We start from the raw sequence: 14077 nt of genomic DNA, 5'->3' as shown, positions 1-14077 counted from the left end.
CTGGCAATACGAAACAAATGTGGGAGCGAGCTTGCTCGCGATAGCGGCCTGACAGGCAACATTAATGTTGAGTGTCAGGCCTCATTCGCGAGCAGGCTTGCTCCCACAATGGGTTTTGTGGTTGCCGAAAGTTATTCGGCGATCTGCAACTTGCGCGACTCGGTGTACACGTACCGCACCTTCTCATACTCGAACGGCGAGTTCAGTTGCCCGTAGCGGAAGCTGGTCTGGTAGCGCCTGTCCACGCCGCGCAACAGCAGCAGTTCCGGGTGGTTGGAGCTGACCTCCGAGACGTTCAGGAAGTTGATCGCCGATTCTGCGGTGTAGTCCACCAGCAGGCCCGAAGTGTCGCGCAGGTTCGAAGGACCGAAGATCGGCAGCACGAAATACGCGCCGCCGGGCACACCATAGAAGCCCAGGGTCTGGCCGAAGTCCTCGCTCTGGCGCGGCAGGCCCATGGCCGTGGCCGGGTCCCAGAGGCCGGCGATGCCTACGGTGGTATTGAGGAGCAGGCGCGCCGTGGTTTCCATCGAACGCTTGCCCTTCAATTGCAGCAGGCTGTTCATCAGGTTCGGCACGTCCCCCAGGTTGTTGAAGAAATTGCTGACGCCGGTGCGCACGAAGCTCGGGGTGACGTAGCGGTAGCCGTCGACAACTGGCAGGAAGACCCATTGGTCAAAGCGGTAGTTGAAGTGGTAGACGCGGCGGTTCCACGATTCCAGCGGGTCGTAGACGTTCAGGGCGTTGAGCGTCGAGCGTTCGAATTCGCGCTGGTCCAGGCCCGGGTTGAACTTGAGTTTGGTCAGCGGCTCCTTGAAGCCGTCCGAATCCACCACCACGGGCGCATTGGCCTTGCTGTCATCGGCGTGGACCATGCCCGCGCTCATTAACGCGGCGATAAGCAGGAGGTATTTAGCCACGGAAGAACTCCAGCATGGCGTCGCTGTTGACGCGGTAGTTAAGGTTGCCGCAATGGCCGCCCAGTGGATAAACGGTCAGGCGGTCGCCAAAAGTCTTGCGCAGGAAGCCGAGGTCGCCCGGGCCGAGAATCACATCGTCGGCGTTGTGCATCACCGCGATTTTCGTGCTGGCCTGCAGATAATCCTTCAGCGCGTAGAGACTCACCTGGTCGACCAGTTGCAACAGGCTGCCGCCATCGGTGCGCGCACGCCACATCGGGATCACCTGTTCGGTGAGGTAGCAGTCGAAATCGCATTGCAGCGCGCGCTTGAGAAAGGGCGTCAGGCTGGTGCTTTCGGTGATCGGGAACTTCGGCGGGATGATCAGGCCGCGACGGTTGATCAGGTCCGAGGTAAACGCGATGTCGGCCGCCGAGAAACGGAACGAGGTGCCGATCAGCATTGCCATCTGCTCGTTGCTCAGGTGTTGCTTGGACTGCTGGAAGTCATAGAGCAGGGCGTCGTTGAGGTCGATGTAGCCTTTCTGCTGGAAGTAGCGGGTCAGTTTGTTCAGCACCAGTTCATAGAATGTCGTGGTGCTGTTGATGCCCTTGACCTCGGTCTGGACCAGCTTGTCCAGGTTGGTGATCGAGGTGTAGAGGTTCACTGGCGGGTTCAGCAACAGGACTTTCTTGAAGTTGAAACTGCGCCGGGTCTCGTCCAGGTGCGCAACGAAGGCCGCGTCCAGGGCGCCGAGGCTGTAGCCGGTCAGGTAGTACTCGGTGACGGGCACTTTCGGATTTTGCGCGCGCACGGCCTGCATCACGCGGTACATGTCTTCGGCGTCTTCCTTGGTGATGCCTGGCGTTGCGAAGCGCGAAGCGGCACTCATGAAGTCGAAACTGGTGGGCGAGGACAACTGCACCACGTGGTAGCCGGCCTTGTAGTAGAGGCGCTTCAAATACTCGTTGAGCGTGCTGTCATACCGCGCGCCGGTGCCGGCGATCAGGAAGATCAGCGGCGCGGGTTTGTCCTGGGTGGCCATGCGGTAGGTGAGGCTTTTCACCGGCCAGAAATTGTCCGGCAGGATGAATTCGCGCTCCGGACGCAGGGTCAGGCTCTGGTCCGACTGGTTGATGTCCTCGTCGAGCGGCAGCTCCGGGCGCAGGTCCGGCGGCGTGGTGGCGATGGTCGCCTCGAACGGGTTGGTCAAGGGGTAGCCATAGCTGGCGGCGTCGACATCCACCGCCAGCGCGGACGCACTCAGGATAAGGCCGCCGGCGAAGGCAGCGAAGCGCAAGGAACGGAGCATGTCTGGATCCCTTAGAGGAAGGTGCCGAATGAAGTTCGCTGCCTATGACCACCGAAGTGAAGCCAAGTGCCATGACGGCTGCAAAACAAGCGCGGACGGGTCGCGATAGTAGCGGGACGATACACGGTGCGACGTGGTGACCGCTAGTGACCCGGCGGCTCGCCTGGCTCAGACATGCAAGATTTGATCGAAATCCGTGGTCTGAAACGCCCGGAATGGCTTGCTGGCTTTCTGATGTCGTTTCTCGCTGCCTCAGCGTCGCAGACAGAGCAGGTTCCAGATCGGCGCAGGTTGATGATCAGCCTGTCAGTACTCCACTGGCGTTCGAACCGGTTTGCAGGTGAGCGTGATGGGGGCGCTGTGCACCATAACAATACGTTGACGCTGCTCGGCATCCGTCGGGCGCAGCACTTTCGGGGAAGTAACGATGAAGATGCGACGACTCTTGGGCGCAGGTGCCGCACTGGTACTGGCGATCAGCTCCACCCTGGCCAGCGCCGAAACCAAAACCCTGAGCATTGGTTATGTCGACGGCTGGTCCGACAGCGTCGCGACCACCCATGTGGCGGCCGAAGTGATCAAGCAGAAACTCGGTTATGACGTGAAGCTGCAAGCGGTGGCGACCGGGATCATGTGGCAGGGCGTGGCCACCGGCAAGCTCGATGCAATGCTTTCCGCCTGGCTGCCGGTGACTCACGGTGACTACTGGACGAAGAACAAGGACCAGGTGGTCGACTACGGCCCGAACTTCAAGGACGCCAAGATCGGCCTGATCGTGCCGGAGTACGTCAAGGCCAAGTCGCTGGAAGACCTCAAGACCGACGATTCCTTCAAGAAGCGCATCGTTGGCATTGACGCCGGTTCGGGCGTGATGATCAAGACCGAACAGGCCATCAAGGACTACGACCTGACCGGTTATCAACTCAAGGCCAGCTCCGGCGCCGGCATGATTGCCGAGCTGACTCGTGCCGAGAAGAAGAACGAGTCCATCGCCGTCACCGGTTGGGTGCCGCACTGGATGTTCGCCAAGTGGAAACTGCGTTTCCTGGAAGATCCGAAGGGTGTCTACGGCGCGGCTGAAACCGTAAACAGCATCGGCAGCAAAGGCCTGGAAGCCAAGGCGCCGGAAGTGGTCGCGTTCCTGAAGAAATTCCAGTGGGCCTCGAAAGACGAAATCGGTGAAGTCATGCTGGCGATCCAGGAAGGCGCCAAGCCGGACGCCGCCGCCAAGGATTGGGTTGCCAAGCACCCGGACCGCGTGAAGGAGTGGACCGGCAAGTAATCGGCCTGGTCTGACTGTTCCGAAAAACCGCATGACGGTGTGTCATGCGGTTTTTTTGTACCCGTGATTCCTGACTTCTCCACATAACCCTGTGGGAGCGAGCTTGCTCGCGATGACGGCGCAACATTCAATAAAGATGCAAGCAGACACGCCGCTATCGCGAGCAAGCTCGCTCCCACAGGAGGGGAAACTGCGGAAAACTGCGGGAAACTGGCAAAACCGTCATGTCGTTCTAATACTAAGGTCGTCTGGAACCTGGCCTTGAGCCGCATAGAGTAGGCTCGTTCCAACTTAAATCTGTGCTGCGAGGATAAAAACAATGAACGACAGCATTTACCTCTCGATACAAAACAGCCCGCGCTTCAAGGAGCTGGTGAGTAAAAGGGAAAAGTTCGCCTGGATTCTCTCGGCGATCATGCTAGGGCTTTACTCGGGATTCATCCTGCTGATTGCCTACGGGCCGCATATTCTCGGCGCCAAGATCACGCCTGAGGGAACGATCACCTGGGGCATTCCCATCGGGATCGGCCTGATTCTCTCGGCTTTTGTCCTGACGGGCATTTATGTACGACGCGCCAATGGCGAGTTCGACGACCTGAACAATGCGATTCTCAAGGAGGCTCAGCAATGATCCGGCGTCTACTGGCTCTTTTGAGCATCGCTGCGTTCGCACCGAGCGTCTGGGCAGCTGATGCCGTGGCGGGGGCTGTGCAGAAACAACCCCTCAACGTCGCGGCTATCCTGATGTTCGTGGCCTTCGTCGGCGCGACTCTGTACATCACCTACTGGGCGTCCAAGAAAAACAACTCGGCGGCCGACTACTATGCGGCCGGCGGCAAGATCACCGGCTTCCAGAACGGCCTGGCAATCGCCGGCGACTACATGTCGGCGGCGTCCTTCCTGGGTATCTCCGCGCTGGTATTCACGTCCGGTTATGACGGCCTGATCTACTCCATCGGCTTCCTGGTGGGCTGGCCGATCATTCTGTTCCTGATCGCCGAGCGTCTGCGTAACCTGGGTAAATACACCTTTGCCGACGTGGCGTCCTATCGCCTCGGGCAGACCCAGATCCGCAGTCTGTCCGCCTGCGGCTCGCTGGTGGTGGTGGCGTTCTACCTGATCGCGCAAATGGTCGGTGCCGGCAAGCTGATCCAGCTGCTGTTCGGCCTGGACTACCACGTTGCGGTGATCCTGGTCGGTATCCTGATGTGCCTGTACGTGCTGTTCGGCGGCATGCTGGCCACCACCTGGGTACAGATCATCAAGGCCGTGCTGTTGCTGTCGGGTGCTTCGTTCATGGCGCTGATGGTGATGAAGCACGTCAACTTCGACTTCAACATGCTGTTTGCCGAAGCGGTCAAGGTTCACCCTAAAGGTGAAGCGATCATGAGCCCTGGCGGCCTGGTGAAGGATCCGATCTCGGCCTTCTCCCTCGGCCTGGCGCTGATGTTCGGTACCGCTGGCCTGCCACATATCCTGATGCGCTTCTTCACCGTGAGCGACGCCAAGGAAGCTCGCAAGAGCGTGCTGTATGCCACCGGCTTCATCGGCTACTTCTACATCCTGACCTTCATCATCGGCTTCGGCGCGATCCTGCTGGTCAGCACCAACCCGGCCTTCAAGGACGCGGCAGGTGCCTTGCTGGGCGGCAACAACATGGCGGCGGTGCATCTGTCCAACGCGGTTGGCGGCAGCATCTTCCTGGGCTTCATCTCGGCGGTGGCGTTCGCGACCATCCTGGCGGTGGTAGCGGGCCTGACCCTGGCCGGTGCCTCGGCGGTGTCCCATGACCTGTACGCCAGCGTGATCAAGAAAGGCAAGGCCAACGAGAAGGACGAGATTCGCGTCTCGAAGATCACCACCATTGCCCTGGCAGTGCTGGCAATCGGCCTGGGCATCCTGTTCGAGAAGCAGAACATCGCGTTCATGGTGGGCCTGGCGTTCTCCATCGCGGCGAGCTGCAACTTCCCGGTACTGCTGCTTTCGATGTACTGGAAGAAGCTGACCACCCGTGGCGCCATGATCGGCGGCTGGCTGGGTCTGGTCAGTGCCGTGGGTCTGATGGTGCTCGGTCCGACCATCTGGGTGCAGATCATGGGTCACGAGAAGGCGATCTTCCCGTATGAATACCCGGCGCTGTTCTCGATGATCATTGCGTTTGTCGGCATCTGGTTCTTCTCCATCACCGACAAGTCGGCTGAAGGCGCCAACGAGCGGGCGCTGTTCTTCCCGCAGTTCGTGCGTTCGCAGACTGGCCTGGGGGCGAGTGGGGCGGTGAATCATTGAGGCGGTAAATTGCAAGCGTAGTGTTTGAAGAAATACCCCGGTCGAGAGGCCGGGGTATTTTTTTGTGTGGGATTTATGGGGGTAGGCCTGCCGCCATCGCGAGCAAGCTCGCTCCCACAGGGAATCTCCAGTGAACACAAGCTCGGGGTGCACAACAGGCCAACTGTGGGAGCGAGCTTGCTCGCGATGGCGTCGGGTCTGCCAAAGCAACTCCTGGATCAGATGATAAAGAGGCATAAACAAAACAGCCCCTGCTCTTTATAAGAAGCAGGGGCTGTTCCGGTGCAGCTTGAGACTTACTGAAAGGCAAGCCTTACTTGCGGTCTTCCAGCTTGGTGATGTCACGCGACTCATAGCCGGTGTACAGCTGGCGCGGGCGGCCGATCTTGTACGGGCTGGAGAGCATTTCCTTCCAGTGGGAGATCCAGCCGACGGTCCGCGCCAGGGCGAAGATCACGGTGAACATGCTGGTCGGGATGCCGATCGCCTTGAGGATGATCCCCGAGTAGAAGTCGACGTTCGGGTACAGCGAGCGCTCGATGAAGTACGGGTCGGTCAGGGCGATCTCTTCCAGGCGCATGGCCAGTTCGAGTTGCGGATCGTTCTTGATCCCCAGTTCCTTGAGCACTTCGTCGCAGGTCTGCTTCATGACGGTGGCGCGCGGGTCGCGGTTCTTGTAGACCCGGTGGCCGAAGCCCATCAGCTTGAACGGATCGTTCTTGTCCTTGGCCTTGGCGATGAACTTGTCGATGTTCGAGACATCGCCGATTTCATCGAGCATGGTCAGTACCGCTTCGTTCGCGCCGCCGTGGGCAGGGCCCCAGAGCGCGGCGATACCGGCGGCGATACAGGCGAACGGGTTGGCACCCGACGAGCCGGCCAGGCGCACGGTGGACGTGGAGGCGTTCTGCTCGTGGTCGGCATGGAGTATGAAGATGCGGTCCATGGCCTTGGCGAGCACCGGGCTGATCGGTTTGATCTCGCACGGGGTGTTGAACATCATGTGCAGGAAGTTCTCTGCATAGGTCAGGTCGTTGCGCGGGTACATCATGGGCTGGCCCATGGAGTACTTGTAGACCATGGCTGCCAGGGTCGGCATCTTCGCCACCAGGCGGATCGCGGAGATTTCGCGATGCTGGGGGTTATTGATGTCCAGGGAGTCGTGGTAGAAGGCCGAGAGGGCGCCGACAACACCGCACATGACGGCCATCGGGTGGGCATCGCGACGGAAGCCGTTGAAGAAGGTCTTCAACTGCTCGTGAACCATGGTGTGGTTCTTCACGGTGCTGACGAACTGGGCCTTCTGTTCTGCGGTCGGCAGTTCGCCGTTGAGCAGTAGGTAGCAGGTTTCCAGGTAGTCCGATTTTTCAGCCAGTTGCTCGATCGGGTAGCCGCGGTGCAGCAGGATGCCGTTGTCGCCGTCGATATAGGTGATTTTCGACTCGCACGAGGCGGTCGACATGAAACCTGGGTCAAAGGTGAAACGGCCCGTGGCCGTCAGGCCCCGTACGTCGATTACATCGGGACCAACGGTGCCGGTTAAAATGGGCAGCTCGACGGGGGCTGCGCCCTCGATGATCAACTGCGCTTTTTTGTCAGCCATGTGGCCTCCTATTAATGCTTGGAATCATCAGACAGACCCCCCACGCAGGGCCCGCACCACTATAGTGAGATAAATCCGAATGTCAATTTGCCTAAAGTCTTGCTCCAGAAGGCTTTAACCGGACTTTTTCCGCGAAATTGCCTGCCGTTTACGCCTTTTGCCCTGCATGTGCAATGCGCTATTAGGGGAAGGTGAACGCGTTGTCATTAGTAGCCTAACTGTCTATACTCGGCCACCGACCGCCAGGGGCTTTTGGGCCTGCTTTCTTGGGGGTCGTCACTCCCTGGGTGGTGAGTACCTGACCAGTGCGCGCCCCAACAACTTTGCCCTGATTGTTAGGGGCTCTTCAGTGTGAAAAAAAAGCCGTGAAAAGCCAACGACCTGTAAACCTAGACCTAAGGACCATCAAACTCCCAGTCACTGCTTACACGTCCATTCTTCACCGTATTTCCGGTGTCATCCTCTTCGTCAGCCTGGCCATCATGCTTTATGCATTGGACAAGTCGCTCGATTCGGAAGAAGGCTTCGGTCAGGTGAAAGCGTGTCTGACCAGTCCGCTAGCCAAGCTAGTGATTTGGGGCATCCTGTCCGCCTTGCTGTATCACCTGGTAGCCGGCGTGCGCCACTTGATCATGGACATGGGCATCGGTGAGACGCTGGAAGGCGGCAAGCTGGGCTCGAAAATCGTTATCGCCGTTTCCGTGGTGGTAATCGTTCTGGCAGGAGTCTGGATATGGTAACCAACGTCACGAACCTCTCGCGTTCGGGCCTCTATGACTGGATGGCGCAGCGTGTCTCTGCGGTCGTTCTCGCGGCTTATTTCATCTTCCTGATCGGATATGTGGTAGCCAACCCCGGCCTGGGCTACGCCCAATGGCACGAACTGTTTGCAAACAACTGGATGCGTATCTTCAGTCTGCTGGCACTTGTCGCACTCGGCGCTCACGCCTGGGTCGGCATGTGGACCATCGCGACCGACTACCTGACGCAGATGGCGTTCGGCAAGTCGGCGACTGCCGTACGTTTCCTCTTCCAGGCAGTATGCGGCGTTGCGATGTTCGCTTACTTCGTCTGGGGTGTGCAGATTCTCTGGGGTATCTGATTCATGGCTAACATTCCAACGATTTCTTTCGACGCCATCATTATTGGTGGTGGCGGTGCCGGCATGCGCGCAGCGCTGCAACTGGCACAGGGCGGTCACAAGACTGCCGTGATCACCAAGGTTTTCCCGACGCGTTCGCACACCGTTTCCGCCCAGGGTGGCATCACTTGCGCCATCGCTTCGGCCGACCCGAACGATGACTGGCGCTGGCACATGTACGATACCGTCAAGGGTTCCGACTACATCGGCGACCAGGACGCTATCGAATACATGTGTCAGGAAGGCCCGGCCGCAGTGTTCGAGCTGGACCACATGGGTCTGCCGTTCTCGCGTACCGAAACCGGCCGCATCTACCAGCGCCCGTTCGGTGGCCAGTCCAAGGACTACGGCAAGGGCGGCCAGGCTGCGCGTACTTGCGCGGCGTCCGACCGTACCGGTCACGCACTGCTGCACACCCTTTACCAGGGCAACCTGAAGGCCGGTACCACGTTCCTGAACGAGTACTACGCCGTTGACCTGGTGAAGAACCAGGACGGCGCCTTCGTCGGCGTGATCGCGATCTGCATCGAAACCGGCGAAACCACCTACATCCGCGCCAAAGCCACCGTGCTGGCGACCGGCGGTGCGGGCCGTATCTACGCGTCCACCACCAACGCCCTGATCAACACCGGTGACGGCGTCGGCATGGCCCTGCGTGCCGGCGTGCCGGTGCAGGACATCGAAATGTGGCAGTTCCACCCGACCGGCATCGCCGGCGCTGGTGTACTGGTCACCGAAGGCTGCCGTGGTGAAGGCGGTTACCTGATCAACAAGCACGGCGAGCGTTTCATGGAGCGTTATGCTCCGAACGCCAAGGACCTTGCCGGTCGTGACGTCGTGGCTCGTTCGATGGTTAAAGAGATCATTGCCGGTAACGGCTGTGGCCCGAACGGCGACCACGTGATGCTCAAGCTCGACCACCTCGGCGAAGAAGTGCTGCACAGCCGCTTGCCAGGTATCTGCGAACTGTCCAAGACCTTCGCCCACGTCGATCCAGTCGTTGCGCCGGTTCCAGTGGTTCCAACCTGCCACTATATGATGGGCGGCGTTGCCACCAACATTCATGGCCAGGCAATCACCCAGAACGCCGAAGGCGTGGACCAAATCATCCCTGGCCTGTTTGCAGTGGGTGAAGTGGCGTGCGTATCCGTGCACGGTGCCAACCGCCTGGGCGGCAACTCGCTGCTCGACCTGGTGGTATTCGGCCGCGCTGCCGGCCTGCACCTGGAAAAAGCGCTGACCGACGGTATCGAATACCGCGACGCCAGCGACACCGACATCGACGTGGCCCTCAAGCGTCTGGCCGGTCTCAACGAGCGTACCGAAGGCGAAGACGTCGCCACCCTGCGTCGCGAGCTGCAAAGCTGCATGCAGAACTACTTCGGTGTGTTCCGTACCGGCGAATACATGCAGAAGGGTATTGCCCAGCTGGCGCAATTGCGTGAACGAATTGCCAACGTGAAGATCAACGATAAGTCGCAGGCGTTCAACACTGCCCGTATCGAAGCGCTGGAATTGCAGAACCTGCTGGAAGTGGCCGAAGCCACCGCCATCGCGGCTGAAGTGCGTAAAGAGTCCCGTGGTGCCCACGCCCGCGAAGACTATGAAGACCGTGACGACGAAAACTGGCTGTGCCACACCTTGTACTTCCCGGGTGATAAGCGCGTTACCAAGCGTGCCGTGAACTTCTCGCCGAAGACTGTTCCGACTTTCGAACCAAAAGTCCGGACTTATTAAGGGTGACCGCTATGTTGCAAGTCAGTGTTTATCGCTACAACCCTGATCAGGACGCCGCGCCGTTCATGCAGGACTTCCAGGTCGATACCGGTGGTAAAGACCTGATGGTGCTGGACGTGCTGGCCTTGATCAAAGAGCAGGACGAAGGTTTTTCCTATCGTCGCTCGTGCCGCGAGGGCGTTTGCGGCTCCGACGGCATGAACATCAACGGCAAGAACGGCCTGGCCTGCATCACGCCGCTGTCGGCGGTGGTCAAGGGCAACAAGCTGATCGTTCGTCCGCTGCCAGGTCTGCCGGTCATCCGTGACCTGGTCGTCGATATGAGCATCTTCTACAAGCAATACGAGAAGGTGAAGCCATTCCTGCAGAACGACACGCCGGCTCCGGCCATCGAGCGTCTGCAGTCTCCTGAAGAGCGTGAAAAGCTCGACGGTCTGTACGAGTGCATCCTGTGCGCCTGCTGCTCGACCTCGTGCCCATCGTTCTGGTGGAACCCGGACAAGTTCCTGGGCCCGGCCGCCCTGCTGCAAGCGTATCGCTTCCTGGCAGACAGCCGTGACACCAAGACGTCCGAGCGTCTGGCCGCACTGGATGACCCGTTCAGCGTATTCCGCTGCCGCGGGATCATGAACTGCGTCAACGTCTGCCCGAAAGGCCTGAACCCGACTAAGGCCATCGGTCACGTACGTAACATGCTGCTGCAAAACGGCGTGTGATTCAGCTGCTGTACCCGTAGAACCGCTGTACCCGTAAAGGCGAGGGCGTGGGCTTCAACCCACGTCCTGGCTATAACCAGAACAGCCACTCACAAAGCGGCCGTTCTTATTTTGAAGAAATGAGACAAGCAGGGGCATCCGGGCTGGTACCCGGACTATCAGCGTGATCCTAAGTGGCTTGTTTTAGTCGCTGCACTCGGACTTCTGCAAGTTTGCTCGGTGTTTTCGCCGGTGGTGTTCCCCTAATCGAGGGTGACCAAGCATGCAAGAAAGCGTGATGCAGCGCATGTGGAACAGTGCCCACCTCTCCGGTGGTAACGCTGCCTATGTGGAAGAGCTCTACGAGCTCTACCTGCACGACCCTAACGCTGTGCCAGAAGAATGGCGCACCTACTTTCAGAAGTTGCCGGCTGACGGTAACTCTGCCACCGATGTTTCGCACTCGACGATTCGCGATCATTTCGTGCTGCTGGCAAAGAACCAGCGCCGCGCTCAACCGGTGTCTGCCGGCAGCGTGAGCTCCGAGCATGAGAAGAAGCAAGTTGAAGTACTGCGACTGATCCAGGCCTACCGGATGCGCGGCCACCAGGCAGCCCAGCTGGACCCGCTGGGGCTGTGGCAGCGTCCTGCACCTGCAGACCTGTCGATCACTCATTACGGCTTGACCAATGCCGATCTTGATACGACCTTCCGTGCCGGCGACCTGTTCATCGGCAAAGAGGAAGCGAGCCTACGCGAAATTCACGAAGCGTTGCAGCAGACATATTGCCGCACCATCGGCGCTGAATTCACGCACATCACCGATTCCGAGCAGCGCCAGTGGTTCCAGCAGCGTCTGGAAAGCGTTCGTGGCCGTCCGACGTACTCCGCCGACATCAAGAGCCACTTGCTCGAGCGCGTCACCGCCGGTGAAGGTTTGGAGAAATACCTGGGTACCAAATACCCGGGCACCAAGCGTTTCGGCCTGGAAGGCGGCGAAAGCCTGATCCCGATGCTCGACGAGCTGATCCAGCGTTCCGGCTCCTACGGTACCAAGGAAGTCGTCATCGGCATGGCCCACCGTGGTCGCCTGAACGTACTGGTCAACACCTTCGGCAAGAACCCGCGCGAGCTGTTCGACGAGTTCGAAGGCAAGAAGAAGGTCGAGCTGGGTTCCGGTGACGTGAAATACCACCAGGGCTTCTCGTCCAACGTGATGACCACCGGTGGCGAAGTCCACCTGGCCATGGCCTTCAACCCGTCCCACCTGGAAATCGTTTCCCCGGTGGTCGAGGGTTCGGTCCGTGCCCGCCAGGATCGTCGCAACGATCCGACTGGCGAGAAGGTGTTGCCGATCTCCATCCACGGTGACGCGGCATTCGCCGGTCAGGGCGTGGTCATGGAAACCTTCCAGATGTCGCAGACCCGCGGCTTCAAGACTGGCGGTACGGTTCACATCGTCATCAACAACCAGGTTGGTTTCACCATCAGCAACCCGCTGGACTCGCGTTCCACCGAGTACGCAACCGACGTCGCGAAAATGATCCAGGCGCCGATTCTCCATGTGAATGGCGATGACCCGGAAGCCGTGCTGTTCGTGACCCAGTTGGCCATCGACTACCGCATGCAGTACAAGCGCGACGTGGTGATCGACCTGGTCTGCTACCGTCGTCGCGGCCACAACGAGGCCGACGAGCCAAGCGGTACCCAGCCACTGATGTACCAGCAGATCGCCAAGCAGCGCACCACCCGCGAGCTGTACGCCGATCGCCTGACCCAGAGCGGCGTTCTGGATGCCGCGCGCGTCCAGGAAAAAGTCGATGAATATCGCAACGCTCTGGACAACGGCCTGCACGTCGTAAAAAGCCTGGTCAAGGAACCGAACAAGGAACTGTTCGTGGACTGGCGTCCTTACCTGGGCCACGCCTGGACCGCGCGTCACGACACGCGCTTCGACCTCAAGACCTTGCAGGAACTGTCCGCCAAGCTGCTGGAAATCCCGGAAGGCTTCGTGGTCCAGCGCCAGGTCGCGAAGATCTACGAAGACCGCCAGAAGATGCAAGCCGGCGGCCTGCCGATCAACTGGGGTTACGCCGAAACCATGGCGTACGCGACCCTGGCGTTCGAAGGTCATCCGATTCGCATCACCGGCCAGGACGTAGGCCGCGGTACTTTCTCGCACCGCCACGCGGCGCTGCACAACCAGAAAGACGCCAGCACCTACATCCCGCTGCAACATCTGTACAAAGGCCAGCCACGTTTCGACCTGTACGATTCGCTGTTGTCCGAGGAAGCCGTCCTGGCGTTCGAATATGGCTATTCCACCACCGAGCCGAATGCGCTGGTGATCTGGGAAGCCCAGTTCGGCGACTTCGCCAACGGTGCCCAGGTGGTTGTCGACCAGTTCATCACCAGCGGCGAGCACAAGTGGGGTCGTCTCTGCGGCCTGACCATGCTGCTGCCACACGGTTATGAAGGGCAGGGGCCGGAGCACTCTTCGGCACGTCTGGAGCGTTACCTGCAATTGTGCGCCGAGCACAACGTCCAGGTTTGCGTACCGACGACCCCGGCGCAGATCTACCACCTGCTGCGTCGCCAGGTCATCCGTCCGCTGCGCAAGCCGCTGATCGTGCTGACGCCCAAGTCGCTGTTGCGCCACAAGCTGGCGATTTCCACGCTCGAAGACCTGGCCGAAGGCTCCTTCCAGACCGTTATCTCGGAAATCGATACCCTGGACGCGGCAAAGGTGACTCGCCTGATCCTGTGCAGCGGCAAGGTCTACTACGATCTGCTGGAAAAACGTCGTGCCGAAGGCCGCGAAGACATCGCCATTGTGCGTATCGAGCAGCTCTACCCGTTCCCGGAAGACGACCTGATGGAGGCCATCGCGCCTTACACCAACCTCACCCACGTGGTGTGGTGTCAGGAAGAACCGATGAACCAGGGCGCGTGGTACAGCAGCCAGCATCACCTGCGTCGCAGCATCGGCAACCATAACAAGGCCCTGGGCCTGGAGTACGCCGGTCGTGACGCTTCTGCTGCCCCTGCGTGTGGTTATGCGTCGATGCACGCCGAGCAGCAGGAAAAACTGCTGCAAGATGCCTTCACTGTTTAACGCCTTC

Annotated in this window: 11 protein-coding genes; 8 read left to right on the top strand and 3 right to left on the bottom strand. The window is 59.6% G+C overall.

Annotated elements, in window-relative coordinates; all coding sequences use genetic code 11:
• Positions 1-131: 131 nt before the first annotated feature.
• Both PSH78_RS19065 and PSH78_RS19060 read right to left on the bottom strand, forming a co-directional pair.
• The gene (locus tag PSH78_RS19065) at positions 132-920 is read right to left on the bottom strand and encodes a VacJ family lipoprotein (RefSeq protein ID WP_305496114.1); all 789 of its coding nucleotides are present in this window, start codon (positions 918-920) and stop codon (positions 132-134) included.
• The gene (locus tag PSH78_RS19060; protein ID WP_305496113.1) at positions 913-2211 is read right to left on the bottom strand and encodes a serine/threonine protein kinase; all 1299 of its coding nucleotides are present in this window, start codon (positions 2209-2211) and stop codon (positions 913-915) included. The genes PSH78_RS19065 and PSH78_RS19060 overlap by 8 nt, the downstream gene beginning before the upstream one ends.
• 427 nt (positions 2212-2638) lie before the next feature.
• Here PSH78_RS19060 and PSH78_RS19055 point away from each other — a divergent pair, with 427 nt between their 5' ends.
• From PSH78_RS19055 to PSH78_RS19045, 3 genes are all read left to right on the top strand, one after another.
• A complete protein-coding gene (locus PSH78_RS19055) occupies positions 2639-3493 on the top strand; it encodes a glycine betaine ABC transporter substrate-binding protein (RefSeq protein ID WP_305496112.1) in 855 nt (284 codons plus the stop codon).
• 319 nt (positions 3494-3812) lie between these two features.
• Complete coding sequence (locus PSH78_RS19050) at positions 3813-4124, top strand: DUF485 domain-containing protein (RefSeq protein ID WP_305496111.1); 312 nt, start codon at positions 3813-3815, stop codon at positions 4122-4124.
• Positions 4121-5779: a cation acetate symporter gene (locus PSH78_RS19045; RefSeq protein WP_305496110.1), complete on the top strand. Its 1659-nt coding sequence runs from the start codon at positions 4121-4123 to the stop codon at positions 5777-5779. The genes PSH78_RS19050 and PSH78_RS19045 overlap by 4 nt, the downstream gene beginning before the upstream one ends.
• A gap of 313 nt (positions 5780-6092) precedes the next feature.
• Here PSH78_RS19045 and gltA read toward each other — a convergent pair whose 3' ends face one another.
• Positions 6093-7382, bottom strand: coding sequence for a citrate synthase (gltA, locus tag PSH78_RS19040; protein WP_003172803.1), 1290 nt, complete (start codon positions 7380-7382; stop codon positions 6093-6095).
• Positions 7383-7747: 365 nt separating this feature from the next.
• Between gltA and sdhC the strand changes: the two genes are divergently transcribed.
• The 5 genes from sdhC (at position 7748) to PSH78_RS19015 (ending at position 14070) form a co-directional block, all read left to right on the top strand.
• The gene (gene sdhC / locus PSH78_RS19035) at positions 7748-8122 is read left to right on the top strand and encodes a succinate dehydrogenase, cytochrome b556 subunit (protein ID WP_024780620.1); all 375 of its coding nucleotides are present in this window, start codon (positions 7748-7750) and stop codon (positions 8120-8122) included.
• Positions 8116-8484 carry a succinate dehydrogenase, hydrophobic membrane anchor protein gene (sdhD, locus tag PSH78_RS19030; RefSeq protein ID WP_003179222.1) on the top strand — a complete coding sequence of 123 codons (369 nt, stop codon included), beginning with the start codon at positions 8116-8118 and terminating at the stop codon, positions 8482-8484. Before sdhC ends, sdhD begins: the two co-directional genes overlap by 7 nt.
• Before the next feature lie 3 nt (positions 8485-8487).
• Positions 8488-10260 (top strand): succinate dehydrogenase flavoprotein subunit, encoded by a 1773-nt coding sequence (sdhA, locus tag PSH78_RS19025; RefSeq protein WP_305496109.1) that lies wholly within the window; start codon positions 8488-8490, stop codon positions 10258-10260.
• 11 nt (positions 10261-10271) lie between these two features.
• Complete coding sequence (locus tag PSH78_RS19020; RefSeq protein ID WP_039594133.1) at positions 10272-10976, top strand: succinate dehydrogenase iron-sulfur subunit; 705 nt, start codon at positions 10272-10274, stop codon at positions 10974-10976.
• A 262-nt stretch (positions 10977-11238) separates the two neighbouring features.
• Positions 11239-14070 carry a 2-oxoglutarate dehydrogenase E1 component gene (locus PSH78_RS19015; protein WP_305496108.1) on the top strand — a complete coding sequence of 944 codons (2832 nt, stop codon included), beginning with the start codon at positions 11239-11241 and terminating at the stop codon, positions 14068-14070.
• Positions 14071-14077: the final 7 nt, after the last annotated feature.

Source organism: Pseudomonas sp. FP198, from assembly GCF_030687895.1.
Taxonomy (GTDB): domain Bacteria; phylum Pseudomonadota; class Gammaproteobacteria; order Pseudomonadales; family Pseudomonadaceae; genus Aquipseudomonas.
This window is presented reverse-complemented; position numbering and strand designations above follow the sequence as displayed.